Source organism: Falsiruegeria litorea R37, assembly GCF_900172225.1.
Classification (GTDB): Bacteria; Pseudomonadota; Alphaproteobacteria; order Rhodobacterales; family Rhodobacteraceae; genus Falsiruegeria; species Falsiruegeria litorea.
This window is the reverse complement of sequence record NZ_FWFO01000001.1, coordinates 1,082,617-1,107,173: the sequence shown is the minus strand read 5'-3', so window position 1 is coordinate 1,107,173 and position 24,557 is coordinate 1,082,617. Positions and strand designations below refer to the sequence as shown.

The window sequence follows — 24,557 nt, the reverse complement described above, 5'->3', positions numbered from 1 at the left end:
CGGATCGGATGAGCGAGATCAAAGTAGGGATCATCATGGGCAGCCAATCGGACTGGCCCACGATGAAAGGGGCAGCAGATATTCTGGACGAATTGGGCGTTGCCTATGAAACCCGGATCGTCTCGGCACACAGAACACCGGACCGTTTGTGGGACTATGGCAAGACCGCCGTGGACCGTGGCCTGCATGTGATCATCGCAGGGGCCGGCGGGGCCGCGCATCTGCCTGGCATGATGGCGTCAAAAACCCGCGTGCCGGTGATTGGCATCCCGGTTCAGACCCGCGCGTTGTCGGGGATCGACTCGCTCTATTCCATCGTGCAGATGCCCAAGGGCTTCCCGGTCGCCACCATGGCCATTGGCGCTGCAGGTGCGGCAAACGGTGGTCTGATGGCGGCTGGCATTCTGGCGATCAGCGATCCCGATTTGGCAGCGCGGCTTGATAAATGGCGCGACGACCTGTCAGCCTCGATCCCCGAGGTGCCCAGCGATGACTGAAGCCCTAACCACCGGTGCAACAATCGGCATTCTCGGCGGCGGCCAGCTGGGCCGCATGCTCTCGGTCGCGGCCTCTCGCCTGGGGTTCAAGACCCACGTGTTCGAGCCCGGCGCCAACCCGCCCGCAGGCCACGTGGCCGATCAGGTGACCACCGCAGCCTACGACGATGCCCAGGCGCTCCAGCGCTTTGCCCAAGCTGTCGATGTCATCACCTATGAGTTCGAGAATATCCCGACCGAAGCTTTGGACCTGCTCGAGGCGCACAAACCCATCCGGCCCGGCCGCGAAGCCCTGCGTGTAAGTCAGGACCGGTTGACCGAGAAGGCGTTTCTTCAAGGGCTTGGTCTCAAGACGGCGCCCTTCGCGGACATCACAGACCTCGGCAGCCTGAACGCTGCGATCGCCGAGATTGGCGCGCCCGCGATCCTGAAAACCCGCCGCTTCGGGTATGACGGCAAGGGCCAGTCACGCCTGAAATCGGCGGATGACGCCGAAACCGCGCTTGCGGATATGGCAGGCGCGCCCGCAATCCTCGAAGGCTTTGTCGATTTCAGCCACGAGGTTTCAGTCATCGCCGCCCGTGGAACCACCGGAGAAGTTGCCTGCTTTGATCCCGGCGAAAACATTCATCGCGATGGCATCCTGCACACCACCACCGTGCCTGCCCGGCTGAGCGCAGCGCAGCGGATGGACGCCGTCCTGCTGGCGGCCAACATCCTCAACGCGCTGGATTATGTCGGCGTGATGGGGGTCGAACTGTTCGTGACGCCCCAAGGGTTGATCGTGAACGAGATCGCGCCGCGCGTGCACAACTCCGGCCACTGGACGCAGAACGGCTGCGCGGTGGATCAGTTCGAACAGCACATTCGCGCGGTGGCAGGTTGGGCCTTGGGTGATGGTCAGCGCCATTCGGATGTGGTGATGGAAAACTTGATCGGCCACGACGTGGACCGCGTCCCCGAGCTGGCGAAAGAGCGCGACACCGCAATCCACCTCTACGGCAAGGCCGAAACCAAGGCGGGCCGCAAAATGGGCCACGTCAACCGGGTCCAGCGCAACGACTGAAACGGCGCGGTGCCGGAAAATCCCCGATTTTTCGGGCGCGCAGCTGATGGCCCCAACGGGGCCTGAGGGAGCGCGCTGCTAGCTCACAAACCGCGCGGCAATGTCCCCGCTCATGTAACTCACAACCCCACCAGAGCAGGTGGCGGCCACGCGATGGGTGCCTGCTTCCAACACCACCAGATCCGCGCGCAGACCCGGGCTCAGTTGTCCTCGGTCCGACAACCCCAATACCCGCGCTGGTCCCGAGGACACCAGCTCCCAGGCTCCGGCAAAATCCAACACGCCCGATTTCGCCAACATCACCGCCGCCCGACGCGGGCTGGGATAATGGTAGTCCGACGCCAAGGCATCACAAAGCCCCATGGTGATCAGATCCAGGGCCGAAGCATTGCCTTTATGCGACCCGCCCCGCACCACGTTGGGCGACCCCAGAATGACCGGATCACCCGCCGCCCGGGCTGCCTCGGCTGCCTCAGCCGTTTCCGGGAACTCACATATCGACACGCCACGTGCTTTCCATGTCTCACGATCATGAGCCGTGTGATCGTCATGGCTACCCAACCGCACGCCTCTCTCACCCAGATCCTCTGCCAGTTTGCTCACCGCCGTAGGCACTTCGCCTGCACGCGCATGCATGTCCTTGAGCATCTGCCAATGAACCTCGGGGTTCCGCCCGGCCTTGAGCGCTTGCCCGGTCAGGCGTGGAGGCTTCTTTCCAGCAGCCAGCCGCTCATGCGGCAGATGGTCGTTGAAAACCACATAAGGCACGTCCCAATCACTAACCCGATCCGCCAACCCTTCGTAGTCGTCCAGCATATGCGTCTCGAACCGCAGTTGCGGAATCAAGTCGGTCACAACACGGTCCTTCGCCGCCTTCATTGCGGCAAACACCTGCCCGGCATATTCCGGTGCACGCAGCCCCCCCTCCCAGCTGAAGAACTGCGCCATCACCGCCGTGGTGATCCCGTTGGCCGCAAATTCGGCCTCAGCCGAGATCACCCCTTCGTCCATCTGCTTCATCGCCCCGCGGCGCGGCGCCAAGTGGCGTTCGAAACCGTCACCGTGCAGATCTACAATTCCAGGAAGCACCAGATAACCCGACAGATCGACCTGACGCCCCTGCTCTCCCGCCTGAATGACACCCCCCCCAATGTTCAGTGGCGCATCGCACAAACCCGTGTCAGGCAACAGGACACGGGCGCCGGTCAAAGTCAGGTCTAATGGGGTCATTTGGTGCTCAGGGAGTCAGGAATTTCACATCCCAGCCCTTCGCATACCTGTTCGATCGGGCCAAGCACGGAATCGATCCAGGTGAGCTCTGGGTCAAACCGCCCGAACCGCAAGAAATGGATTGTCTGCGCGATCACCAGCGGGTTGTTCATCATGAATGTATGGGTTACCGGCAATTCGATGTGATCCGACATTCCCGTCACATGTGTCGAGAAAACGGACACCTTGCCGTCATCAGGGCCGGGAATGATCGACGAAAAGAGCGGGTTCAGGGAATTCGTTCCAGCAACCACACCAAGCGGAAAATCCACTGGCCCCAATTTGCGCGGGACGCTCTCGTCACCTGTGCCAAGCGCCAACCCAGCAGGCCCGTTCAACATGCCAAACACCTCATAGGCGCCCAGCTCATCCACCAGCTCACTGCCCTGATTGGGCGGGCCGAGCATGACGACGCGGCCCAAGTTCCGGGGCTTGTGGTCCTGGAACCAGTACCGAACCAGAATACCGCCCATAGAGTGGGTGACGAAATGAACCCTCTGATCCCCGCAAGCTTCAACTGCGGCGGGAATGGTCTGCGCCGCCAGCTCTGGTATCGGCAAATCGGTCGAGGGATATCCAGGGCGAACAGTGTCGTACTCATAGAGGTCCAGAACCTCTTCCATTACGCTCAGCGATGCCTCGGTCCGGGCCAACCCGTGCAAAAGAACGACGCAATCGGCAACCGCACTTGTGGGCCACATGAAAAGCAACAAAAGAAATCTACGCATGTGTTCTGCTTACTCTGATTTACCAGACGGGAAAAGCACGTCACGAATTGGGCTTCAAACTGGCCAATGCGATCCCGCCCAGAACCAGCAAAGCCCCAAGCGCCAGATCCATCGACAAAGCCTCGCCCAACAAAAGGGAGCCAGACAGCAGCGCGATGATCGGGACGCTCAGTTGTACTGTCCCAGCGACAGCCGTCGCAAGATGCGGCAAAACGCGATACCACAGCGCGTACCCAAGACCCGATGTCACCGCGCCCGAGATGACGGCCAGCGCCACACCTTCTGTCGACAAATAGCGGTCGCTGGTAATGACAAGAATACCGCCCACTGTCACCGGCAGGGCCACGACAAAGTTCGCAGCCGTTCCTGACAAGGCGTCCTTTTCCAGTCGTCCGACCAGCGTGTAGATGCCCCAGCCGATTCCAGCAGCCGTCATCAACGCCGCCCCAGTTGGGTCAACCAGTGCCCCCTCACTGGGCCAGAGCACCCAGGCCAGCCCCGCAAAGGCCACGCCAGCCCCGATCAACTGCCGCCCTGAAGGAGGTGCGCCGGTCAAAGAGGTCACGGCAAACATCGTCATTTGCACAACGCCAAAAAGGATCAGCGCCCCTGCCCCTGCATCCAACGTCAGATAAGCCAGCGAAAACCCGATCAGGTACAAAGACAGCGAACCGCCCCCTGCCAGGCGCCGCGCCGACAGAAACTCCATCTGCCCACGACGCAACAAGACAAGCCCCGCCAGCGTCACAGCACCGGCCAACACCCGAACGATCGCAAAGCTGCCAGGATCGACCGCATCGCTGTCGACAGCAAATCGATTAAGGATTGAGTTGGCCGCAAAAGCGACCATGGTCAGTGCAGTGAGTAAAAACAAGCGCATAGGTCCGGCATACCCCGACCAGGCGCAAGGCGACACTCAAAACTGTGTCACCGCCTCATGCATCAAACGCCGACGGGTAAGTCAGTGTCTCTTTTGGCGCCCCCTTACCCGGCCCTGCCAGCAGGGTATGCTCAATCGGATATGGAGAGATCAGGTTCTGAGCTCGCGCCGATGAGAACCCGCGCTTGCCATAGTAATTGGGATCTCCCAACACCACAGCGGTCAAGTCACGTTCAGATATCCAATGCTGCACCGACTTCATCAGCTTTCCACCAATTCCACGCCGCTGTCGCGAAGGTTCAACCGCGACAGGTGCAAGGCAAACCCACCCCGACGGCCGTTTCATCCAGGACAAAGCGGCATACCCTACAAGCTTGTCACCTTCGGTAACTGTCAGTTCAGCGGCCATATCCCTATCCGCGCGCAAGGCATGCACCAATGCGGCCTCGTCCTCTCCGTCAAAGGCGGCACGCAATAGCGAATCAACGTGTTGGGGAAAGGCGGCGGACGTAAGCGGCGGCATCGCACTAATACCTTGATACTGTGAACAAAAAGGGGCCACCAATTGGTGACCCCTTCTTTTAGCACAATGGCTCGGCAGATTACATCATGCCGCCCATGCCGCCCATGCCGCCCATGTCGGGCATGCCGCCACCGGCCGCGCCTTCTTTGGCGGGCTTGTCGGCAACCATGGCTTCGGTGGTGATCAGCAGACCAGCAACCGATGCGGCGTCTTCCAGAGCGGTGCGAACCACTTTGGCCGGGTCGATAACGCCAAACGAGAACATGTCGCCATATTCTTCGGTCTGAGCGTTGAAGCCAAACGAGGTGTCGTCGCTTTCGCGGACTTTGCCGGCAACAACTGCACCGTCAACGCCTGCGTTTTCAGCGATCTGGCGCAGAGGCGCTTCGATGGCTTTCCGCACGATGGTGATACCGGCGTTCTGGTCGGCGTTTGCACCTTCCAGCGATGCCAGGGCTTTGCCGGCCTGAACCAGAGCAACGCCACCACCAACAATAACACCTTCTTGAACCGCAGCGCGGGTCGCGTTCAGTGCATCGTCAACGCGGTCTTTACGCTCTTTGACTTCAACTTCGGTCATGCCGCCGACGCGGATAACAGCAACACCGCCTGCCAGTTTGGCAACGCGCTCTTGCAGCTTCTCACGGTCGTAGTCCGACGACGTTTCTTCGATCTGAGTGCGGATCTGAGCAACACGTGCTTCGATCTCGGCTTTTTCGCCAGCACCGTCGACGATGGTGGTTTCGTCTTTGGTGATTTCGACCTTCTTGGCGGTGCCCAGCATGTCCATGGTCACGGACTCGAGCTTCATGCCCAGATCTTCCGAGATCACCTGACCGCCGGTCAGAATTGCCAGGTCCTGCAGCATGGCTTTGCGGCGATCGCCGAAGCCCGGTGCTTTGACAGCAGCAATTTTCAGGCCGCCGCGCAGTTTGTTGACCACGAGGGTCGCCAGCGCTTCGCCTTCGACGTCTTCAGCAATGATCAGCAGCGGCTTTTGCGACTGGATCACCTGCTCGAGCAGCGGAACCATCGGCTGCAGCGACGAGAGTTTTTTCTCGTGCAGCAGGATCATGCAGTCGTCCAGATCTGCGATCATCTTGTCAGCGTTGGTCACGAAATAAGGCGACAGGTAGCCGCGGTCGAACTGCATGCCTTCGACAACATCGGTCTCGGTTTCCAGACCTTTGTTCTCTTCAACGGTGATGACGCCTTCGTTGCCAACTTTTTGCATCGCGTCTGCGATCTGCTGACCGATTGCCGCTTCGCCGTTGGCCGAGATGGTGCCAACCTGCGCAACTTCGTCGCTGTCTTTGACTTCACGAGCCGACGCAACGATGCCTTCAACCACTTTCGAGGTCGCCAGGTCGATGCCGCGCTTGAGGTCCATCGGGTTCAGACCAGCAGCAACCTGCTTGAGGCCTTCACGCACGATCGCCTGCGCCAGAACGGTCGCGGTGGTGGTGCCGTCGCCTGCTTCGTCGTTGGTGCGCGAAGCAACTTCTTTCACCATCTGTGCGCCCATGTTCTCGAACTTGTCTTCCAGTTCGATCTCTTTGGCAACAGATACACCGTCTTTGGTGATGCGCGGTGCGCCGAACGACTTGTCCAGAACCACGTTGCGGCCTTTGGGGCCCAGGGTCACTTTGACAGCGTCCGCCAGCACGTTCACGCCGGTCAGCATACGGTTACGGGCATCGGTGTCGAATTTGACGTCCTTAGCAGCCATGTTCTTTTCTCCTTGAAAAGTCTTTTGACAGGGTCAGAGAAGCCGGATGGCTTACTCGATGATCCCCATGATGTCGCTTTCTTTCATCATCAGCAGCTCTTCGCCGTCGACGTTGACCTCGGTGCCCGACCACTTGCCGAACAGGATCTTGTCGCCAGCCGAAACAGCCATGGCGATCAGCTCGCCGCTGTCTTTGCGCGCGCCTTCACCGGTCGCTACAACAACGCCTTCGCTGGGCTTTTCTTTTGCGGAATCGGGGATGATCAGGCCGCCCGCGGTTTTTTCTTCGCTTTCGGTACGGCGAACCAGTACGCGGTCATGAAGCGGTTTCAATGCCATCTTTGCAGCTCCTTAAGCTCAAAGTTCGTTTCCTTACGGTCCCCGCGCTCCCTTGCGCGTGACCGTTATCACTCACCCTAGTTGAGTGCTAACGAGCAATAGCTAGGCAGATGGTTTTTCCGAGTCAACGTCTGGATGCAGATTTTTTGAATTTATTCCGCTTCCCAGCTGTAAGCCCAGTGAATCAGCCCCTCGGACCCGACCGAAGTAAGGGCATAGACGCCCTTTTCAACCTTTTCGAACCAACCATAGTGATTGTCGCGCATCAGCGTGGTGGCCTTGGTCACCCCGGTGGCCTGCGCTACAACCGATCCCTTGGCCGCACCGTTTTCGGCCAAATAGGCGGCACAGCGCAACGCATCCTGGCGATAGGCCGTCACAATCCCATGCCGCGTGGCCCCACCCGCGTTGGGGTCCCCTTCGAGACGGTTGAACTCGCGCAGCAGCCGCTGAGTCCGCTTCTTGGATTTGCGCGGCGCATAAGGCCCCGGATCGCAATGCACCTCGGCCCGGCCGTCGTCGCGGACCGTGATCAACCCCAGACCTAGACGACGACACATTGCCAGATTGTCCTTGAGCGCACGCCGCGCCGTACGCCCGGTAGGCCGCGTAACAGCCACGTAAACCAGATCCGTAACAGACAAGCGCGTGATCGCCTGATGAAACAAGCTGAGCGAAAAGCGCAGTTTCAGCTCGACAATCACCGGCGGCTCGCTGCCACGACAAGCCATGACGTCGGCCGCGCCGACCTCGCCTTTGACCTCATACCCCTGCCCCTCGAGCAGCGCCTTGATCGGTGGATAGAGTTCCTGTTCGCGCTCCATTGTATCATTCTAGGGACAGCCCCGATCCTTCACAATCGCCTTTGATCGCTTGGCCTTGCCTCCCCCCTTCAAGTGCCTAAAGTCAAAGGTACCGAATTGATTAAAGGGGCGCTTTATGCTGCGCTTGTTTGTCTTTGTACTGTTCTGCCTGACCTCGGCCTCGGTCGCAGCAGCTCAATGCCGGGGCACAGATTTGCGGGACAGGCTGACGCCCGAAGCTCAAGAACGGTTGCAACGCGAGATTGCCAAGGTTCCCTTTGCCTATGGCAACCATTGGATTGCCAGCAAAGGAAAAAAGCGCATCCATGTGATTGGCACCCAACATACCGGGGACAGCCGGATGCGCGCCATCATGCGCACCCTGCGCCCAGTGATCGAGCAAGCCGACGCCGTGTTGCTAGAGGTGACAAGAGTGGAGCTGGCCAAGATGGAAAAGGCGCTGCTCGACAATCGCGCTCTGCTGCTGATCACCAAGGGGCCCACTCTGCCTCAGATGATGTCTGAAACGGCTTGGGCCGACCTGAGCCATCGGATGAAGCAGCAGGGGTATGAACCGGAGCAAACAGCACAGATCCAGCCCTGGTATCTGTCATTGTCCCTGGCGCAAAGCGGCTGTGGCGGTCGAGGGTTCGCGGCTTACTCGGGCCTTGATGACCGGATCGAGGAGTTGGCCATCCGCAACCGCATCCCCATCGGATCACTGGAATTGTCGATGGACGGCATGCGCTCGCTTGCGCTGCAACCAATTCGGGACCAAGCCAAGTTGCTCGAACTGGATCTGGCCAGCGATCTGAATATCGACGATCAGGTCGTGACGCAAAGAAACGCCTATTTCGGCGAAACCCTAGCCGAGGCGCTGCTGATCAAGGAATGGACGATGTACCGTGACATCGACATCCCGAGGTCCGAAGTTGTGCGGCTGCTCAGACAGTTTGACACCCTGCTGCTGGACCGGCGCAACAAGGCCTGGATGCCCGTCATTGCGCGCACCAAAGGAAACAATCTGGTGGTGGCCGTCGGGGCCGCGCATCTGCCGGGGCGCAACGGGGTGCTCAACCTGTTGCATAAGCGCGGATACACTCTGAAGCGGGCCTCGTTCTAAAGCTCGTAGACCATGTGCCGCAGGTCGTCTCTGCCTGCGTGACATCGCCCCCGACCCAGCCTATAAGGCCGCAAAATTCGCAAATCGCAGGACGCAGTCATGACCACCCTTGTATTTGGACATAAATCCCCCGACACGGATTCCACCGGCTCGCCCATCGTCTGGGCCTGGTACCTGAACGAAATCAAAGGCGTCGACGCCAAGCCGGTCCTGCTGGGTGAACCCAACACCGAAGCGGCCTTCATGCTGGAGCGCTGGAACCTCGAAAAGCCTGAAATCATCGCCGATGTGGCCGATGGCCAGGCCTGTGTCGTGGTCGACACCAACAACCCTGCCGAGCTGCCGGAAAACATCAACGGCGCCGACGTGCACGAGATCATTGACCACCACGCGCTGGTGGGTGGCCTGAAAACCAAAGGCCCGATCAACATCACCATCCGTCAGCTGGCCTGCACCGCCACCATCATGATCGACCTGATGGGTGATGATGCCGCCAAGATGCCCGAGGCCATCAAGGGCGCAGCGCTGACCTGCATCCTGTCCGACACGCTGGAATTCCGCTCGCCCACCACCACCGATCACGACCGCGCCGTGGCCGAGAAGCTGGCAGCCGATCTGGGCCTGGACGTCTCGACCTATGCCGCTGACATGTTCGCCGCCAAATCGGACGTCTCGTCGTTCTCGGATGCTGAATTGATCCGCATGGACAGCAAGGAATACGAAGTCGACAGCACCAAGTTCCGAGTGTCCGTTCTGGAAACCACCGCGCCCGGCGTTGTGCTGGACCGCAAAGCGTCCCTGATGGACTCGATGACCTCGGTTGCGGGCGAAGACGGCGTGGATCAGGTTCTGCTGTTCGTGGTCGACATTCTGAACGAAGAGGCCACCCTGCTGGTCCCCAACGATCTGGTCAAAGGCGTCGCGGAAAAGAGCTTTGGTGCGTCGGTCGATGGCGACGCCGTTGTTCTGCCCGGCATCATGAGCCGCAAGAAGCAGATCATTCCGAACCTCAAGGTCTGATCTGTTCCGTTTTGACTGTTTCAAAGGCGCCCCTGGTCGGGCGCCTTTTTTCTTGCAAGGCTCTCGCTCACGTTCTGGGATATTGAGAGCGCGAGGAAAGAAGGGATCAGCCGGTTGGCGGGTATCCTTCGAATGCCGGAAGCTCGGCCGGGACGTGATGGAACGGCTGCGCCTCGGCCACGTAGATCGACATCTTTGGCCCCTTGTAGGTACTTGGATCATCCAATGTGCCGATCTTGAGGATCGCCGCATCCAAGCCAGGACGGCACGAGATCAGATGCGTGCCGCAGTCACCGCAGAACTCGCGTGTCACCCGCGCCGGATGATCTGACCGCTGAAAGGTTTTGGGTACACCTTGGGTATAGTGAAAGGCATCCTTGGGCAGAACCATGAAAAGGTTGGGCGCGCCGCCCGTTATATGTTGGCAGGCGCGGCAATGGCATTGCGCCTTGAGCATCGGCTTGCCCGTCACCTCATATCGAAGTGCGCCGCAAAAACAGCCCCCTGTTTGTGTCATCTGAAGTGTCTCCCATCTCGTTCCGACGAATGAAGCATGGACACACGCCAGAGATATTGGCAGTGTCATAAATGACATTTTTCATACCACTATGGACAAGATGACACTTCGCACTCTGATCTTGCACCCGACCCCCTGCCAGTTGTCGAGCTTGGCCATTGCACAAGAGATGCTGGACACGGCAAATCGCGTGGCTTCGTTGGGTGGTGGGCCGGTGGTGTTCAAACACCAGAGTCTGACGCCTGAACGGGCGCTGGCGGAATGCCCTCACGTCGATTTGGTGATCCTGCCCGGTTTGGGGCTCGCCACACCATCCGAGCTTGAGCAGGCCATGGCCACCGAGGGTTTTGAGCGGTTGGCTCAGAGCTTGCGCATGCTGGCGCGTCCCGATGTTACCATTGCAGGGGCCTGTTCGGGGTGTTTTGCCCTTGGCGCCGCCGGGCTGTTGGATGGGCGGATGGTGACAACAACCTGGTGGCTGGCTCCGCTGCTGAAAGCCCGGTTTCCCAAGGCCCGGCTGGATCAAGAGCAGATCGTGCGGCAGGATGGGGATCTGATCACCGCAGGCGCCGCCTTTGCCCAGATCGACTTGATGCTGGTTTTGATCGAACGGTTCGGCGGTTATGCGCTGGCCGAGGATTGCCGACGTTTCACCATGGCCGACAGTCGCCCCAGTCAGTTGCCCTATCTCTCGGTCGCGACGCTGGTGGCCGGGGATCAGCAGTTGCAGCAGGCGGAACTGTTTCTGCGTCGCAACATCTCTCGCCAGGTTGATCTGGCCGAACTGGCAGGGGCTGCGGGTCTGGGTGCGCGCACTTTTGCCCGACGTTTGGCGCAAAGGGCCGCGATGACCCCGACGACTTTTGTTCAGACCCTGCGCGTGACCGAAGCCATTCGGCTGGCACGCGCGACCACCCTGCCCCAAAGTGAGATCGCACATCGCGTCGGCTATGGCGATGATACCGCATTGCGGCGCGTGATGCTCAAACGGACCGGGAAGACGCTGGAACATTTCAAGACATGACGCGGGATTGACCCCGGATCATGCCTTGCGCGTGTCGAGTTACTGAACCTGTTGCAGGGCCACGCCAGAATCGATGCGATCCTTGGTCGCCAGAACGGTGGCAACACGTTTTTCGTCAGGGGGATGTGTGCCCCAAAACGACAACTTGCCCGCCTGCGTTCGGGCCGCTTCGGGCCGAGCAAAATACTTCGCCCCTTTTACCGGATCGTATCCGGCCGCATCTGCGATATAGGTGCCCAAGGTATCGCTTTCGAGTTCATAGGTCTGCGAATAGGCAAACGTGCCCGCAGCCGCGCCGATCCCGACACCTGCGCCGATCAGGGAACTGTCGATGATTTCAGCCTGCGCGGTAACTGCAGCTGTTATCACACCAACAATGACTGCCCCCGCCAAAGCCTGCTGTTTCGCCTTTTGGACATGCTGCCCAAGAAGATGCCCATATTCATGCGACATGACGAATGCGACCTCGTCATCATTTCTGCTGTCTTGCAGCAACGGCATCGAAAGTCGGATCACGGGGCCCGTTTCTTCGTGCGTGAAATAGGCGTTGCGCTGCTCCATCTTGCGGTCGATCTCAATCTTTACCGTGCAATCGACATCTTTCCCCTGTTCAGCCAGCGCATTGCAGTAACTTTGCCCCACAGGGGCCACCCGCCGCGCCACGCGGTTGAAGCGCTGCTCTGCAGCTGCCTGAGAGATCGGTTTGCGCACAGGCTCAGATTGGGCTTCGGCGAACATGCGCGACGCCGTGGATGTATGGCTGTCCGCCACTTCGGGCACTTGATAGGTCGTTCCACACGCAGTGAGGATCGTCATTCCGGTCAACAGCCCCAGAACTCTCAATGACTTATTCATTTTCACTCTCTTTTACTTTTTACCCGGTTAAGGCGATCAAAAAGGCAGGTCAACTGCGAAAGGGTGAATGGTTCGGTCGCCGATTTCTTGTATCGGCATATCCATTTGACTTGGTCGAACTGACGGTTCGAATCCAGTGTTTGCACGCTGATACAATCCAAGAACTTTGACCTTGTCCATTTGACCTGGAATCTCGCAGTCGGCCGCGCAGAACCATCATGGTCAATCAACCCGAACTCGTGCATAAGCCGGTGGACCCACGCAAAAATCAGGTGCTTTCATGTCTCAGATCATCACCGCACTTTCCGAAGTTTCCGACCGTTACCAGGCGCTTTTTGTCGACCTTTGGGGCTGCGTCCACAACGGTGTGACCGCTTACCCCGAGGCAGTTGCCGCCCTGCAGCAGTATCGCGCCAAGGGCGGAACCGTGGTGTTGGTGACGAACTCGCCCAAACCGCGTGCGGGTGTGGCCAGCCAGTTGGGCCAGTTCAACGTGCCGGACGATGCCTATGACATCATCGCCACCAGCGGCGACAGCGCACGCTCGGCCATGTTTCGAGGCACCGTGGGGAACAAGGTTTATTTCATGGGCGAATGGGAGCGCGATGCGGGCTTCTTTGAGCCGCTGCACCTGCTGGAAAATCCGGTCGAGATCGAACGTGTGCCCCTGCAAGAGGCCGAAGGGATCGTCTGCTGCGGCCCCTTTGATCCGATGGCTGACCCCGACGTGAACCGCCCGGATTTCCTTTATGCCAAGACCAAGGGCATGAAACTGCTCTGTGCCAACCCCGATATCGTGGTCGATCGCGGCGAAATTCGCGAATGGTGCGCGGGCGCTCTGGCGCGGCTGTACACAGAGATGGGCGGTGAGAGCCTGTACTTTGGCAAGCCACATCCGCCGATCTATGATCTGGCACGGCGGCGGCTGGCGAGCCTGGGGAAAGACGTTCCTGATTCCGAGATTCTGGCGATCGGCGACGGCGTGTTGACCGACATTGCTGGCGGCATGGGCGAAGGGATCGATTCTCTTTTCATCTCGGGCGGACTGGCCGCACAGGAAACAAAAACTGGCTTCAGCCCGGACGCAGAGGCGCTAACCGACTATCTGGAAAAAGAAAAATCCAACCCGACCTACACCATCGGACGTTTGCGCTGACGAAAAAAGAACTTGATTTTCTGCACCTGCAAAGTAATAAAGTTGCCATATCACGATAGAGCGTAACGTTTTATTGCTGCGTCGATCAGAAAAGAGGACATCATGTTGGACAATCTGCCTCGCGGAACGATCTGCATTGAAGACATCGAAATGGGCATGACCCGGTACCTGCGCAAAGTGGTGACCGACGAAGACATCGAGATGTTTGCCCAGGTGTCCACGGATCGCAACCCGGTGCATCTGGACGATGATTATGCCCGCGACACGATCTTTGAGGGCCGCATCGCGCACGGAATGCTGACCGCTGGCCTCATCTCGGCCGTGATCGGCGAGCAGCTGCCCGGCCACGGCACGGTCTATATGGGTCAGTCGCTCAAGTTCCTGGCGCCGGTGCGCCCCGGTGACATGGTTTACGCCGAGGTCAAGGTTGTCGACATCGAGATGTCCAAACGCCGCGTGAAACTGGATTGCCACTGCTCGGTTGATGGCAAGAAAGTTCTGGTTGGTGAGGCGATGGTGCTGGCACCGTCGCGGAAGTTTGACTGATCCATCCCCCGATACGAGACGACAAGCCGCCCCATCCGGGCGGCTTTTTCTTTATCAGCACATGTTGTTCACGCGGTTCGGGGGGCTCCCGCCCGTCGGAATATGCATCAAGAGATGCACGCCCTCCCGTTGGGCCGGGCCGCGCCCCCTGCGGGCGCACGGCGGTCGTGCCTGCGGCCAATGTATCCGTGACGCGGCGAAGTGGGCTTCCCACACGTCGCCGATATCATGTGGTCTTGCACCGGATCGGACATGACGCTAACTCAGCCACATGCGGATCATCCGGGATTATCATTTTGTCGAGCCAGAAGATCGCGGCGCCTGCGCTGCGATCGGCAATTTCGATGGCGTACACATCGGCCATCAATCGGTCATCAACCTGGCACGCGACGTGGCTCCGGACGCCCCTTTGGGTGTTCTGACCTTTGAGCCACATCCGCGCGAGTTCTTTGCCCCAGCCGCCCCGCCCTTTCGCCTGATGCGCGCCGTTGCCCGCGCCCATCGGCTTGAGAAGCTTGGGGTCGAAAAACTGTACGAGCTGAACTTCAACGTTTCGCTTTCCAATCTGACGCCCGAAGAGTTCGCCCGCAATGTGATCGCCGATGGGCTTGGCCTGAGCCACGTGATCGTCGGAGCCGATTTCTGCTTTGGCCAAGGGCGCAAGGGCACTGCGCAGGACCTGCAGCGGTTCGGCCAGGAGATGGGGTTTGGTGTCACCATCGCGCCCCTTCTGGAACGATCGGAGGATATCGTGTCATCCACAGCCATTCGCAAGGCTCTGTCTGACGGACGCCCCCGGGATGCCGCCGATATGCTGGGCCATTGGCATCGCATCGAAGGTGAGGTGATCGGCGGCGAACAGCGTGGGCGTGAGTTGGGCTATCCCACCGCCAACATGTCCATCGATGGGCTGCACCCACCCAAATTCGGTGTCTATGCCGTACTGGTCGATGTGCTCGACGGCCCCCATGCCGGCAGCTATCATGGCGCAGCCTCGGTCGGCACGCGCCCCATGTTTGATGGCGAGCATCCCAACATCGAAACCTTCCTGTTCGATTTTTCCGGCGATCTTTATGGTGCGACCCTGTCGGTAGGGCTGGTCGATTACCTGCGTCCCGAGCTCAAGTTCGACGGGTTGGATGCGCTTATCACGCAAATGGACGCCGATTGCGATCAGGCCCGCAACATCCTTGGGGCGTTATGAGCGACCCGATTGATCGCAAAGGACTGGCAAAGCGGTTCTGGGAACGCAAACCGCTGAACAAACTGTCCGACAAAGAGTGGGAAGCGCTCTGCGACGGCTGCGGTAAGTGCTGCCTCAACAAGCTGGAAGACGAAGACAGCGGCGAAGTCGCCCTGACCCGCGTGGCGTGCCGCTTGCTGGATGATGAAACCTGCCGCTGTGCGCAATATCCCATCCGCCATCAGTTCGTACCCGAATGTATCGTCCTGAAGCCCGAAAACCTGGATACCCACGCCTATTGGATGCCGCAAACCTGTGCGTATCGCCTGCTGTGGCAAGGAAAACCCCTTTACGATTGGCATCCGTTGATATCAGGTGACCCCGACAGCGTGCACAAGGCGGGCGTATCGGTTCAGGGATGGACCGTGTCCGAGTTTGAAACGCCCGAGGAGGAGTGGGAAGACCACATTATCGAGGAGCCGATCTGATGTATTTTGCCTCTGACAATTCTGGACCCGTGCACCCCCAGGTGCTAGACGCCCTGGCGCGGGCGAACGATGGCTATCAGATGGCCTATGGCGCGGATACGTTGATGAACGATGTGCGCGACAAGATTCGAGGGCTGTTCGAGGCACCGGGTGCCGCCGTTTATCTGGTTGCGACCGGCACCGCCGCCAACTCGCTGGCGCTGGCGACATTGTCAGAGCCCTGGCAGACGATCTTCTGCTCGCCCATGGCCCACATTCACGAGGACGAGTGCAACGCGCCCGAGTTCTACAGCGGTGCCAAGCTGACACTGGTTCCGGGCGGCGAAAAGATGACACCGCAGGCGTTGCGCCAAGCCATCGCGGGCGAAGAGACCCGCGGCGTGCACGGGCCGCAGCGTGGGCCAGTGTCAATCACGCAAGTCACTGAACGCGGCACGGTCTATTCTTTGGACGAGTTGCGCGCGCTTTGCACCGTGGCCAAGGGCTACAATCTACCGGTTCATCTGGATGGCGCCCGGTTCACCAATGCTCTGGTCGCGCTTGACTGCACCCCGGCCGAGATGACTTGGAAAGCGGGCGTTGATGCCGTCAGTTTTGGCGGCACCAAGAACGGCTTGATGGGGGTCGAGGCAGTTGTGTTCTTTGACGAGAGCAAAGCCTGGGAGTTCGAGCTTCGTCGAAAGCGCGGGGCGCATCTGTTTTCCAAGCACCGCTACCTGTCGGCGCAGATGGAGGCCTATCTGAGCGATGATCTGTGGCTGACATCTGCGCGCCAGGCCAACGCCAATTGCGCACGCTTGACCGAAGGTCTGCGCGCGGCTGGGGCGAGTTTCCTGCACGAACCGCAAGCCAACATGATCTTTGCCAGCTTCCCGCGCGGGGTGCACAAGGCGCTGCATCAGGCAGGCGCAGTCTATCACCTTTGGGGCGCCACACTCGAGGGGGAAGACGACGAAGAGATGCTGGCCTGCCGTCTTGTCTGCGACTGGGCAATTTCGAACGAGCAGATCGACGCCTTCCTCGCTCTGTTCTAAAGACTTCGCAAAAGTCGAAAACGGTCAGCCATAGGCGCAACCGCGCCGCGCTGCGCGCGGCGCCCGGCCCAACGGGAGGGTGTGCTTCTTTGATGCACATCCCGACGGGCGGGAGCACCCCCGTCCTTCAGCGCCAGAACGCCTTTAGGTGCTGCGCCACGTCTTGTGGATGCGAGATCGGCACCATGTGCCCAGCACCATCGACCACGTGATCAATCGCGCCGGGAATGCGCCGTGCTAGACCACCGTTGATGCTGCCTATCACCGGTTGGCTTTGCCCGCCTCGTAGCAGCATCACCGGCATGCTCAACCCATCCAGAACGCCGGGCGCCAACACCCCCGCGCGATCATCAAACAGCGCCGCGTCACAAGCTGGCACCACCGGGATTCCCCGGATCATGGCCGCGCGCGTCGCTTCGGGCAATTGCGGCCATCGCGGGCCGCCATCCGTGCTCCACATCCGATTGAACAGCCGCGCTGCCAAGGGCCAGTCACCTGCCTGCATAGCCGCCTGATACGGCTGCGCGATCCGGTCATGTTCGGCCACCAACGCGGGCGCGTCTTGCAGGGCAACCGCAAAAAACACGGGCTCGATCAGGGTCAGGCTGCGCACCAGATCGGGGCGCTCCACCGCCGCGCGCAATGCAACCGTGGCCCCAAAAGAATGCCCCACCACATCCATTGGCCGCTCGAGCACTGACAGGGCAGCCTCGACATTGCGGTCCTGAAAATCACCGTGCCCGTCCCAATCGGCACTTTGGCCATGAGACAGCATATCAAAAGCGTGGAAAGTTGCCTCTTCACTCAAAAGTGACGCCAGCCGCTTCCACGCGCCTGAATGCGCGATGGTGCAATGAATGGCCAAAACGTCCCGTGCGCCCTCTCCCATCAAGCGCACGTGGATCGGTTGTTGCAAGTCGCGCATCAGCGGCTCAGGTGTGCGTCCAGATCGGCCAGGCGGTCCTGGCCCCAGAACCGTTGCCCGTCTTCGGTCACATAGAAAGGCGAGCCAAAGACGCCGCGCTCAATCGCCTCTTCGAGGTTGGCGGCATATGTTTCTGCACCAACAAGCATGCCGCTGTCGGCCAAGGCCGGATCAAACCCGGCCGCCGACAGGCAGTCGCGCACCACGGTATCCTCGGCAATATCCTTTTCCTCGGCCCAGCAGGCCCGCAGGATCAGGCGCACCAGCTGTCCCACGTCGCCGCCACCGGCATTGGCGGCCGCAATGATCGCATAAGACGACGGCGCCGCATTGGTTGGCCAATGGGCGGGCTTGAGGTTGAAGTCCATTGCCAAGTTCGCCGACCGCCGCAGCAGATCCTGTGCCCGGTATTCAATGCGCGAGGGGTGGCGATCCTTGGGCGGTGTCCCCCCGGTGCGGCTGAACAGCGTCATGATATCCACGGGTTTATACGTGATAGACGCGCCATGTTTGGCGGCAATCTGTTCCAGTCCGTCCCCGGCCAGGTAGGCATAGGGTGAAAGTGTCGCAAAATAGTAGTCGATATGGGCCATCTGTCGTTTTCTCCGCGGCGTTACCTTTGCGGGACGGTAAGCCCATGCTAAGCGGTGTCAACATCACGAATCTGTCACATCCTCGCTGCCACGGGTCTCTCCAATGCCGACACTCAACGAACCCAAGCTCATTTCTGGGAACGCCAACCTACCACTCGCCGAAGCGATTTCGCGCCGAATGAGCCTGTATCGGGGGGTCGACCAGGGATTGGTTGATGCCCGCGTCGAACGGTTCAACGACGGCGAGATCTTTGTCGAGGTGTTCGAGAACGTCCGTGGCGAGGACATGTTCATCATCCAGCCGACCTCGAACCCGGCCAACGACAACCTGATGGAGCTGCTGATCATCTGTGACGCGCTGCGTCGCTCGTCCGCGCAACGGATCACCGCCGTGGTCCCTTACTTCGGCTACGCCCGCCAGGACCGCCGCACCAAGGCCCGCACGCCCATCTCAGCCAAGCTGGTCGCCAACATGATGGTCGAGGCCGGAGTTGAACGGGTTCTGACCATGGACCTGCACGCGGCCCAGATCCAGGGCTTCTTCGACATTCCCGTGGACAACCTTTACGCTAGCCCGGTCTTTGCGCTGGACGTCAAGAACCAGTTCAAAGGCCGCATGGACGAGCTGATGGTCGTCTCGCCGGACGTGGGTGGCGTGGCCCGCGCACGTGAGCTCGCCAAACGGATCAACGCACCGCTGTCGATCGTGGACAAACGCCGCGAGAAGCCCGGTGAGGTTGCCGAAATGACCGTGATCGGGGACGTCACTGACAAGATCTGCCTGATCGTGGACGACATGTGCGACACCGCAGGCACGCTCTGCAAGGCTGCGCAGGTTCTGCTGGATAACGGCGCCAAGGAAGTGCATTCCTACATTACCCACGGCGTCATGAGCGGCCCCGCAGTTGAGCGTGTGACCAATTCGGTGATGAAATCCCTGGTGATCACAGATTCGATCCAGCCGACCGAGGCGATCCTGAACACCCCCAACATCCGCGTGGTCCCGACCGCACCCATCTTTACCCAGGCCATCCTGAACATCTGGAACGGCACTTCGGTCTCGTCCTTGTTCGAAGACAAGACCCTGACCCCGATCTACGAGTCGCTTTATCACATGGATTGAGCGAGACCTCGTTGGAGGAACGCGAGAGGCGGCCGCTTGGCCGCCTTTTTCTTGGCTAACGGATCATGCCCCTCATCGGGAAATCAAAACCTCGCCCTCGATCTCCATCGCAAATCCCATGGGCAACCCATAGACGCCGATGGCAGAGCGCGCGTGGCGTCCCACATCTGGTCCAAAGACATCGATGACCAGATCGCTGAACCCGTTCACCGCTAAGTGCTGTTCGGAATAGCCCTCGGCCGAAGTCACCATTCCAAACACACGAACCCAGCCTGTAATCCGTGACAACTCGCCGATCTCGTCCTTGATGTTTGCCAGTACGGTCAGCCCAACATCTCGGGCTTCGGCATAAGCCTGCTCGGTGGTCATATCGCCGCCCACAACACCGAATGGCCCACCAATGCTGCCATCCATTGCGTTTTTGGGGTGTCCGGAAAACAGAAGCCGATCCCCCCTGATGTTTACAAATTCAAACGGCAAATGCAGTCCTTCAGGCAGCTTGGTCGGTTGCGGCAGGTGCAACCCCAACTCTGTCAGTCTCTCTTCTGGTGTCGGCATGCTGGGCTCCAAATGCAGTGACGTATATAGGCACGTTAGACCAAATCTGACTTGATGTCTGTCTTGCGCGTGATGGAGTTGGCCAAGGATGTTCAGTGCTATTTGTGTACCCAGGCGGCTCTGACCCTGGGAACCAACACAACCTTGCACAGCACCACCAGCAACAGAAGGCTGACAAGGATCTTGGATGTGCTCTCCATCGTGCCATGGATCAACAGGGCGTGCACAACGGTTCCGACGCTGGTCAGCGATGCCAGGCTCACATGAACTCGGCGCCAAACCCGGGGGTTCGATGAGAGACGCCGCCGAAAAGCGACTGAAAAGGCTGCGACAAAGACCGACCACATGGCCACCACGCCCCAGGTCGAAAACGGGGTTGGTGAGCGAAACAGTAACGCGTCGATGACATCCGGGGGGCTTGTGATCCACAGACCGGCCACATGCAGGATCACGGCGGCCACCAAGATAAGCCCAACCCATTTGTGGATGCGCCTGCCCTTCATGCCCCTGGCACCAGGAAGGCCGCCATCAATCAGCAACAGCTGCATCACCACAAGACAGAGGGCCACGATGCCTGCAAATCCCGCGATGATGTAGATCGGCTCACGCCAAGCCAATAGCGGACTGAAACCCGCTGCTGCGAGAGCGATCAGAAACATGGCTAGCAGCCCTGCCCAGATCAGCAGGGCGCGCAGCCGATCAGGCCGCATTGGGCGCTTCATGATCAGGCAGGCGTAAGTACAAAATGGGCTTCCAAGTGTTTGTCTCGGGCACTGGGCATGACCGGCCGCAAGAAAACGGTTTCATATTCGCCACTGTCGTAAGCGAGATGGCCGTGTGGTTGTCCAAACGCCGGAACAATTTGCGGCATCTCAAGACGAAACACTCCATTTGCGTCTGTGAGTGTTGCCCCGTGACTGTGCGGATCACGTTCGTGTCCTTCCGTCGTGTGCGCCCAAATCTGAATGCGCTGCCCCGCAAGCGGAGCGCCGTCCCCGGCCCTTCGGACTGTGCCACTCATCCAGAAACCACCTTGTCCGATCCGCTCGACAATCGGAGCACCCGGAAGGTAGTTGTTCGCCCCGCCCCGCATGGACTTGGTTGGCTTCACGTTGGCTGCACCAACAGACGATTGAAAGCCCATGGCACCAATCCCGGCGAGAGCGCCGCCTGTGGCGAGAAAAGCGCGTCGAGAGAAACGGAGAAATGGCATGCGATACCTCCCTGCAAGGTGTCTGCTGGATCGGACAGGCGACTCACAGGAAAAGCTTAGCGCAGATTTCAGATTTTTCGAGTTGGCAGACCCATCGGGGACCCGCCTTGGTTCAAATTGATGTGAATGACGTCACGCACAACGGCTCTGTTCTATGGCACATCCCAGTCATCATCCGTCGTTACATCTCCGATCGCCGTCCAGGCGACGCGGGCGCGGGCGACGCGGCTGTCGGCCCAGGTGCGGAACACGATGTCAAAGCCCTCGGGTGTGATGCTTTCCGCGACCACTTCAGCCCGGACCGCGGCCGAGGTGTCCACATCCCACAACGATATTCCCACCTGCACGGCGGGCGTTGACCGAAACGGCTGATCAAAGGTGACAGCGTGTCGGCGCTCGCGGGTGCCCGAGCCTGTCCACATCTCTCCGTCGTTTTCGAAATCTGCAAAAATCTGTTCGTCGCCTTGGGCGATGCCGATGGGATGGGTTTTGAAAGTCTTCATGCGTGTGTCTAATCAATTGCCTGTCGCCATTTTCCGAAAAAAATGGGCGACAACAAGGCACAAAAAAACCGGCCCCCTCTCAAGGGCCGGTTTTGTGATCTTTTCACAAGCGCTTACAGGCTCATGTGGTCGCCCAGGGCCTCCATGTCGGCGAGCAGCTTGGCTGCGTCGTCGACAAGCGAGGGGTGCTCCTGCGATGCCTCATGGGCACCGCGGGCCTCAGCGATCAGCTCGTCCAGATGTGCGCGGGTCACCTCGTCCACCGGGATGGCCTTTTCAGCCAGCACCGACAGACCGTCGCCGTTGATCTGGGCAAAGCCGCCGGTCACAAGATACTCGGTGGTACCTTCGGGACCTTCGGCCTTGAGCACACCAGGGCGCAAGGTGGTGATAGTCGGAGCATGATCGGGCATTGCCGTCATGTCCCCGTCCGCACCCGGGATCTGGACCGCGCTGACCTGAAGCGAAGCAAGGCTCCGCTCCGGGCTGACGAGGTCGAATTGCATCGTGTTTGCCATCAGGGATACTCCTTAGGCAGCTTCTGCGGCCATCTTTTCGGCTTTTGCGATCACTTCGTCGATGCCGCCAACCATGAGGAAGGCTGCTTCGGGGAGGTGGTCGTATTCACCGGCCACAACTGCTTTGAACGACGCGATGGTGACATCCAGGGGAACCTGAACACCCGGCGAACCGGTAAACACCTGAGCAACGTCAAACGGCTGCGACATGAAACGCTCGATCTTACGAGCGCGCGAAACGGTCATTTTGTCTTCTTCCGACAGTTCGTCCATACCAAGGATGGCGATGATGTCCTGCAGCGACTTGTAACGCTGGAGGATCTGCTGAACGTCGGTTGCAACCTTGTAGTGCTCTTCACCAACGATGGCCGGGTCGAGCAGACGCGAGGTCGAGTCGAGCGGGTCAACAGCCGGGTAGATACCCTTTTCCGAGATCGCACGGTTAAGAACGGTGGTCGCGTCCAGGTGCGCAAACGAGGTCGCAGGCGCAGGGTCGGTAAGGTCGTCCGCGGGAACGTAGATGGCCTGAACCGAGGTGATCGAGCCCGACTTGGTCGAGGTGATGCGTTCCTGCAGGGCGCCCATGTCGGTCGCCAGGGTCGGCTGATAGCCCACCGCCGAAGGAATACGACCCAGCAGAGCCGAAACCTCGGAACCCGCCTGCGTGAAGCGGAAGATGTTGTCGACGAAGAACAGAACGTCGGTACCGGACTGGTCGCGGAACTGCTCGGCCAGGGTCAGACCGGTCAGAGCAACACGTGCACGTGCTCCCGGAGGTTCGTTCATCTGGCCGTAAACCAGGGCAACCTGCGATTCCGACAGGTTGTCAGGCTTAATAACGTTCGATTCGATCATCTCGTGGTAAAGGTCGTTGCCTTCACGAGTACGCTCGCCAACACCCGCGAACACCGAGAAGCCCGAGTGCACTTTTGCGATGTTGTTGATCAGTTCCATGATCAGAACGGTTTTACCAACGCCGGCACCGCCGAACAGACCAATCTTACCACCCTTTGCGTAGGGGGCCAGCAGGTCCACAACCTTGATACCGGTGACGAGAACTTCCGACTCGGTCGACTGTTCCGCAAAGCTCGGCGCGGGCTGGTGGATGGCACGTGTATCGGTTGCTTCGACCGGGCCTTTTTCGTCGATGGGGTCGCCAACAACGTTCAGGATGCGGCCCAGGGTGGCGTTGCCAACCGGAACCGAGATGGGCGCGCCCATGTCGGTCACTTCGGCGCCGCGAACCAGCCCTTCGGTCGCGTCCATCGCGATGGTGCGGACGGTGTTTTCACCCAGGTGCTGAGCAACTTCCAACACCAGGCGCTTGCCGTTGTTGGTGGTTTCCAGCGCGTTCAGAATTTCAGGCAGTGCATCATCGAACTGCACGTCGACGACGGCCCCGATGATCTGTGTGACTTTGCCTTTTGCATTCGCCATGTTTCGTCTCCGGTTTTCTTACAGCGCTTCGGCGCCGGAAATAATTTCAATCAGCTCGTTGGTGATCACGGCCTGACGCGAGCGGTTGAACTGGATCGTCAGCTTGTCGATCATTTCACCCGCGTTGCGTGTCGCGTTGTCCATTGCGGACATCCGTGCACCCTGTTCAGACGCCCCGTTTTCGAGCAGAGCCGAGAAGATCGCGGTCGCAACCCCCTTGGGCAGCAGGTCGGCCAGGATGGCCTCTTCGCTGGGCTCGTAGTCGAAGATCGCGCCGCTGTCGTCTCCGCCTTCGGTCTCTTCGAACGAGGCAGGGATGATCTGTTGCGCGGTGGGAACCTGTGTGACCACGTTCACGAACTTCGAGTAGAAGATCGTGGCGACGTCAAAGTCCCCGGCGTCGAAACGGGCCAATACGTCCTTGGCGATGTCCTGCGCGTTGGCATAGCCGATGCGCTTGACTTCGCTCAGGTCGACGTGACCCACGAACATATCGCCATAATCGCGCTTGATCGCATCGCGACCTTTTTTGCCGACCGTCAGGATTTTCACCGTCTTGCCGTTCGCGCGCAGCTCGTCCGCTTTGGCGCGGGCGAGTTTGGCGATGTTGCCGTTAAAGCCGCCGCAGAGACCGCGTTCGGCTGTCATTACGACCAGCAGGTGCACATCTTCACTGCCCGTACCACGGAGCAGCTTGGGCGCGCTGTCGCTGCCCCCGACCGATGCCGCCAGCCCCGCCATTACGGCATTGAACCGCTCGGCATAGGGACGCGAGGCTTCGGCAGATTCCTGGGCGCGGCGCAGTTTTGCAGCCGCGACCATCTGCATGGCCTTGGTGATCTTGCGGGTCGATTTGACCGACTCGATCCTGTTTTTTAGGTCCTTGAGATTTGGCATTACCGCCTCT

Annotated in this window: 29 protein-coding genes; 11 read left to right on the top strand and 18 right to left on the bottom strand. The window is 59.7% G+C overall.

The genetic code is table 11. The annotated features are described in order from the left end of the window. The first annotated feature begins 8 nt into the window (after positions 1-8). Together purE and TRL7639_RS05485 are read left to right on the top strand one after the other, a co-directional pair. Positions 9-497 (top strand): 5-(carboxyamino)imidazole ribonucleotide mutase, encoded by a 489-nt coding sequence (purE, locus tag TRL7639_RS05490; RefSeq protein WP_085794754.1) that lies wholly within the window; start codon positions 9-11, stop codon positions 495-497. Beyond that, a complete protein-coding gene (locus TRL7639_RS05485; protein WP_085794753.1) occupies positions 490-1,563 on the top strand; it encodes a 5-(carboxyamino)imidazole ribonucleotide synthase in 1,074 nt (357 codons plus the stop codon). The genes purE and TRL7639_RS05485 overlap by 8 nt, the downstream gene beginning before the upstream one ends. Before the next feature lie 78 nt (positions 1,564-1,641). On the opposite strand, the gene TRL7639_RS05480 is transcribed toward TRL7639_RS05485, so the two are convergent. From TRL7639_RS05480 to TRL7639_RS05450, 7 genes are all read right to left on the bottom strand, one after another. Further along, entirely contained in the window at positions 1,642-2,793 is a 1,152-nt protein-coding gene (locus TRL7639_RS05480) for an alpha-D-ribose 1-methylphosphonate 5-triphosphate diphosphatase (protein WP_085794752.1), read from the bottom strand. Further along, the gene (locus TRL7639_RS05475; RefSeq protein WP_085794751.1) at positions 2,790-3,560 is read right to left on the bottom strand and encodes an esterase/lipase family protein; all 771 of its coding nucleotides are present in this window, start codon (positions 3,558-3,560) and stop codon (positions 2,790-2,792) included. The genes TRL7639_RS05480 and TRL7639_RS05475 overlap by 4 nt, the downstream gene beginning before the upstream one ends. 40 nt (positions 3,561-3,600) lie before the next feature. After that, the gene (locus tag TRL7639_RS05470; protein WP_085794750.1) at positions 3,601-4,440 is read right to left on the bottom strand and encodes a DMT family transporter; all 840 of its coding nucleotides are present in this window, start codon (positions 4,438-4,440) and stop codon (positions 3,601-3,603) included. Between the two features lie 55 nt (positions 4,441-4,495). Continuing rightward, complete coding sequence (locus TRL7639_RS05465; protein WP_085794749.1) at positions 4,496-4,963, bottom strand: GNAT family N-acetyltransferase; 468 nt, start codon at positions 4,961-4,963, stop codon at positions 4,496-4,498. Positions 4,964-5,042: 79 nt separating this feature from the next. After that, complete coding sequence (groL, locus tag TRL7639_RS05460) at positions 5,043-6,692, bottom strand: chaperonin GroEL (RefSeq protein WP_085794748.1); 1,650 nt, start codon at positions 6,690-6,692, stop codon at positions 5,043-5,045. Positions 6,693-6,743: 51 nt separating this feature from the next. After that, complete coding sequence (locus TRL7639_RS05455; protein ID WP_024096377.1) at positions 6,744-7,031, bottom strand: co-chaperone GroES; 288 nt, start codon at positions 7,029-7,031, stop codon at positions 6,744-6,746. Positions 7,032-7,183: 152 nt separating this feature from the next. Next, positions 7,184-7,855: a DUF2161 domain-containing phosphodiesterase gene (locus tag TRL7639_RS05450; RefSeq protein WP_085794747.1), complete on the bottom strand. Its 672-nt coding sequence runs from the start codon at positions 7,853-7,855 to the stop codon at positions 7,184-7,186. Positions 7,856-7,970: 115 nt separating this feature from the next. Between TRL7639_RS05450 and TRL7639_RS05445 the strand changes: the two genes are divergently transcribed. Together TRL7639_RS05445 and TRL7639_RS05440 are read left to right on the top strand one after the other, a co-directional pair. Beyond that, positions 7,971-8,957: a TraB/GumN family protein gene (locus tag TRL7639_RS05445; RefSeq protein ID WP_085794746.1), complete on the top strand. Its 987-nt coding sequence runs from the start codon at positions 7,971-7,973 to the stop codon at positions 8,955-8,957. 99 nt (positions 8,958-9,056) lie between these two features. Then, positions 9,057-9,977 carry a manganese-dependent inorganic pyrophosphatase gene (locus TRL7639_RS05440; protein WP_085794745.1) on the top strand — a complete coding sequence of 307 codons (921 nt, stop codon included), beginning with the start codon at positions 9,057-9,059 and terminating at the stop codon, positions 9,975-9,977. A 106-nt stretch (positions 9,978-10,083) separates the two neighbouring features. Here TRL7639_RS05440 and TRL7639_RS05435 read toward each other — a convergent pair whose 3' ends face one another. Continuing rightward, complete coding sequence (locus tag TRL7639_RS05435) at positions 10,084-10,494, bottom strand: GFA family protein (protein ID WP_085794744.1); 411 nt, start codon at positions 10,492-10,494, stop codon at positions 10,084-10,086. A gap of 100 nt (positions 10,495-10,594) precedes the next feature. On the opposite strand from TRL7639_RS05435, the gene TRL7639_RS05430 reads away from it, so the two are divergent. Continuing rightward, positions 10,595-11,518 (top strand): GlxA family transcriptional regulator, encoded by a 924-nt coding sequence (locus tag TRL7639_RS05430; RefSeq protein WP_165759759.1) that lies wholly within the window; start codon positions 10,595-10,597, stop codon positions 11,516-11,518. A gap of 39 nt (positions 11,519-11,557) precedes the next feature. Here TRL7639_RS05430 and TRL7639_RS05425 read toward each other — a convergent pair whose 3' ends face one another. Continuing rightward, positions 11,558-12,373: a M48 family metalloprotease gene (locus TRL7639_RS05425; RefSeq protein ID WP_085794742.1), complete on the bottom strand. Its 816-nt coding sequence runs from the start codon at positions 12,371-12,373 to the stop codon at positions 11,558-11,560. 280 nt (positions 12,374-12,653) lie between these two features. Here TRL7639_RS05425 and TRL7639_RS05415 point away from each other — a divergent pair, with 280 nt between their 5' ends. From TRL7639_RS05415 to TRL7639_RS05395, 5 genes are all read left to right on the top strand, one after another. Next, positions 12,654-13,529, top strand: a complete 876-nt coding sequence (locus TRL7639_RS05415; RefSeq protein WP_085794740.1) for a TIGR01459 family HAD-type hydrolase — start codon at positions 12,654-12,656, stop codon at positions 13,527-13,529. Positions 13,530-13,631: 102 nt separating this feature from the next. Then, positions 13,632-14,075 (top strand): MaoC family dehydratase, encoded by a 444-nt coding sequence (locus TRL7639_RS05410; protein WP_085794739.1) that lies wholly within the window; start codon positions 13,632-13,634, stop codon positions 14,073-14,075. 271 nt (positions 14,076-14,346) lie between these two features. Next, a complete protein-coding gene (locus TRL7639_RS05405; protein ID WP_085794738.1) occupies positions 14,347-15,279 on the top strand; it encodes a bifunctional riboflavin kinase/FAD synthetase in 933 nt (310 codons plus the stop codon). Next, a complete protein-coding gene (locus TRL7639_RS05400) occupies positions 15,276-15,746 on the top strand; it encodes a YcgN family cysteine cluster protein (RefSeq protein WP_085794737.1) in 471 nt (156 codons plus the stop codon). The genes TRL7639_RS05405 and TRL7639_RS05400 overlap by 4 nt, the downstream gene beginning before the upstream one ends. After that, positions 15,746-16,780, top strand: coding sequence for a threonine aldolase family protein (locus TRL7639_RS05395; RefSeq protein WP_085794736.1), 1,035 nt, complete (start codon positions 15,746-15,748; stop codon positions 16,778-16,780). Before TRL7639_RS05400 ends, TRL7639_RS05395 begins: the two co-directional genes overlap by 1 nt. Positions 16,781-16,907: 127 nt before the next feature. Here the strand turns inward: TRL7639_RS05395 and TRL7639_RS05390 are convergent, their stop codons facing one another. Both TRL7639_RS05390 and TRL7639_RS05385 read right to left on the bottom strand, forming a co-directional pair. Beyond that, positions 16,908-17,705, bottom strand: a complete 798-nt coding sequence (locus tag TRL7639_RS05390; protein ID WP_085794735.1) for an alpha/beta fold hydrolase — start codon at positions 17,703-17,705, stop codon at positions 16,908-16,910. After that, positions 17,705-18,298, bottom strand: coding sequence for a 2-hydroxychromene-2-carboxylate isomerase (locus TRL7639_RS05385; protein WP_085794734.1), 594 nt, complete (start codon positions 18,296-18,298; stop codon positions 17,705-17,707). Before TRL7639_RS05385 ends, TRL7639_RS05390 begins: the two co-directional genes overlap by 1 nt. Positions 18,299-18,401: 103 nt before the next feature. Here TRL7639_RS05385 and TRL7639_RS05380 point away from each other — a divergent pair, with 103 nt between their 5' ends. Further along, positions 18,402-19,421, top strand: a complete 1,020-nt coding sequence (locus TRL7639_RS05380; RefSeq protein ID WP_085794733.1) for a ribose-phosphate pyrophosphokinase — start codon at positions 18,402-18,404, stop codon at positions 19,419-19,421. 72 nt (positions 19,422-19,493) lie between these two features. Here the strand turns inward: TRL7639_RS05380 and TRL7639_RS05375 are convergent, their stop codons facing one another. The 7 genes from TRL7639_RS05375 to TRL7639_RS05345 all read right to left on the bottom strand — a co-directional run bounded on the left by TRL7639_RS05375 (position 19,494) and on the right by TRL7639_RS05345 (position 24,547). Next, positions 19,494-19,979, bottom strand: coding sequence for a RidA family protein (locus tag TRL7639_RS05375; RefSeq protein WP_085794732.1), 486 nt, complete (start codon positions 19,977-19,979; stop codon positions 19,494-19,496). Between the two features lie 98 nt (positions 19,980-20,077). After that, the gene (locus tag TRL7639_RS05370; protein WP_235820262.1) at positions 20,078-20,701 is read right to left on the bottom strand and encodes a ferric reductase-like transmembrane domain-containing protein; all 624 of its coding nucleotides are present in this window, start codon (positions 20,699-20,701) and stop codon (positions 20,078-20,080) included. Positions 20,702-20,703: 2 nt separating this feature from the next. Continuing rightward, positions 20,704-21,123 (bottom strand): peptidase associated/transthyretin-like domain-containing protein, encoded by a 420-nt coding sequence (locus TRL7639_RS23285; protein ID WP_235820346.1) that lies wholly within the window; start codon positions 21,121-21,123, stop codon positions 20,704-20,706. A gap of 221 nt (positions 21,124-21,344) precedes the next feature. After that, positions 21,345-21,695, bottom strand: a complete 351-nt coding sequence (locus TRL7639_RS05360; RefSeq protein WP_085794730.1) for an H-type lectin domain-containing protein — start codon at positions 21,693-21,695, stop codon at positions 21,345-21,347. Between the two features lie 113 nt (positions 21,696-21,808). Next, positions 21,809-22,213, bottom strand: a complete 405-nt coding sequence (locus TRL7639_RS05355) for a F0F1 ATP synthase subunit epsilon (protein ID WP_085794729.1) — start codon at positions 22,211-22,213, stop codon at positions 21,809-21,811. Positions 22,214-22,225: 12 nt separating this feature from the next. Further along, positions 22,226-23,650: a F0F1 ATP synthase subunit beta gene (gene atpD, locus TRL7639_RS05350; protein ID WP_085794728.1), complete on the bottom strand. Its 1,425-nt coding sequence runs from the start codon at positions 23,648-23,650 to the stop codon at positions 22,226-22,228. Positions 23,651-23,668: 18 nt separating this feature from the next. Further along, positions 23,669-24,547: a F0F1 ATP synthase subunit gamma gene (locus TRL7639_RS05345; RefSeq protein WP_085794727.1), complete on the bottom strand. Its 879-nt coding sequence runs from the start codon at positions 24,545-24,547 to the stop codon at positions 23,669-23,671. Positions 24,548-24,557: the final 10 nt, after the last annotated feature.

Coding starts and splice junctions, on each gene's coding strand:
- purE (WP_085794754.1), top strand. CDS start 9: ATGAGCGAGATCAAAGTAGGGATCATCATGGGCAGCCAATCGGACTGG.
- TRL7639_RS05485 (WP_085794753.1), top strand. CDS start 490: ATGACTGAAGCCCTAACCACCGGTGCAACAATCGGCATTCTCGGCGGC.
- TRL7639_RS05480 (WP_085794752.1), bottom strand. CDS start 2,793: ATGACCCCATTAGACCTGACTTTGACCGGCGCCCGTGTCCTGTTGCCT.
- TRL7639_RS05475 (WP_085794751.1), bottom strand. CDS start 3,560: ATGCGTAGATTTCTTTTGTTGCTTTTCATGTGGCCCACAAGTGCGGTT.
- TRL7639_RS05470 (WP_085794750.1), bottom strand. CDS start 4,440: ATGCGCTTGTTTTTACTCACTGCACTGACCATGGTCGCTTTTGCGGCC.
- TRL7639_RS05465 (WP_085794749.1), bottom strand. CDS start 4,963: ATGCCGCCGCTTACGTCCGCCGCCTTTCCCCAACACGTTGATTCGCTA.
- groL (WP_085794748.1), bottom strand. CDS start 6,692: ATGGCTGCTAAGGACGTCAAATTCGACACCGATGCCCGTAACCGTATG.
- TRL7639_RS05455 (WP_024096377.1), bottom strand. CDS start 7,031: ATGGCATTGAAACCGCTTCATGACCGCGTACTGGTTCGCCGTACCGAA.
- TRL7639_RS05450 (WP_085794747.1), bottom strand. CDS start 7,855: ATGGAGCGCGAACAGGAACTCTATCCACCGATCAAGGCGCTGCTCGAG.
- TRL7639_RS05445 (WP_085794746.1), top strand. CDS start 7,971: ATGCTGCGCTTGTTTGTCTTTGTACTGTTCTGCCTGACCTCGGCCTCG.
- TRL7639_RS05440 (WP_085794745.1), top strand. CDS start 9,057: ATGACCACCCTTGTATTTGGACATAAATCCCCCGACACGGATTCCACC.
- TRL7639_RS05435 (WP_085794744.1), bottom strand. CDS start 10,494: ATGACACAAACAGGGGGCTGTTTTTGCGGCGCACTTCGATATGAGGTG.
- TRL7639_RS05430 (WP_165759759.1), top strand. CDS start 10,595: ATGACACTTCGCACTCTGATCTTGCACCCGACCCCCTGCCAGTTGTCG.
- TRL7639_RS05425 (WP_085794742.1), bottom strand. CDS start 12,373: ATGAATAAGTCATTGAGAGTTCTGGGGCTGTTGACCGGAATGACGATC.
- TRL7639_RS05415 (WP_085794740.1), top strand. CDS start 12,654: ATGTCTCAGATCATCACCGCACTTTCCGAAGTTTCCGACCGTTACCAG.
- TRL7639_RS05410 (WP_085794739.1), top strand. CDS start 13,632: ATGTTGGACAATCTGCCTCGCGGAACGATCTGCATTGAAGACATCGAA.
- TRL7639_RS05405 (WP_085794738.1), top strand. CDS start 14,347: ATGCGGATCATCCGGGATTATCATTTTGTCGAGCCAGAAGATCGCGGC.
- TRL7639_RS05400 (WP_085794737.1), top strand. CDS start 15,276: ATGAGCGACCCGATTGATCGCAAAGGACTGGCAAAGCGGTTCTGGGAA.
- TRL7639_RS05395 (WP_085794736.1), top strand. CDS start 15,746: ATGTATTTTGCCTCTGACAATTCTGGACCCGTGCACCCCCAGGTGCTA.
- TRL7639_RS05390 (WP_085794735.1), bottom strand. CDS start 17,705: ATGCGCGACTTGCAACAACCGATCCACGTGCGCTTGATGGGAGAGGGC.
- TRL7639_RS05385 (WP_085794734.1), bottom strand. CDS start 18,298: ATGGCCCATATCGACTACTATTTTGCGACACTTTCACCCTATGCCTAC.
- TRL7639_RS05380 (WP_085794733.1), top strand. CDS start 18,402: ATGCCGACACTCAACGAACCCAAGCTCATTTCTGGGAACGCCAACCTA.
- TRL7639_RS05375 (WP_085794732.1), bottom strand. CDS start 19,979: ATGCCGACACCAGAAGAGAGACTGACAGAGTTGGGGTTGCACCTGCCG.
- TRL7639_RS05370 (WP_235820262.1), bottom strand. CDS start 20,701: ATGAAGCGCCCAATGCGGCCTGATCGGCTGCGCGCCCTGCTGATCTGG.
- TRL7639_RS23285 (WP_235820346.1), bottom strand. CDS start 21,123: ATGGGCTTTCAATCGTCTGTTGGTGCAGCCAACGTGAAGCCAACCAAG.
- TRL7639_RS05360 (WP_085794730.1), bottom strand. CDS start 21,695: ATGAAGACTTTCAAAACCCATCCCATCGGCATCGCCCAAGGCGACGAA.
- TRL7639_RS05355 (WP_085794729.1), bottom strand. CDS start 22,213: ATGGCAAACACGATGCAATTCGACCTCGTCAGCCCGGAGCGGAGCCTT.
- atpD (WP_085794728.1), bottom strand. CDS start 23,650: ATGGCGAATGCAAAAGGCAAAGTCACACAGATCATCGGGGCCGTCGTC.
- TRL7639_RS05345 (WP_085794727.1), bottom strand. CDS start 24,547: ATGCCAAATCTCAAGGACCTAAAAAACAGGATCGAGTCGGTCAAATCG.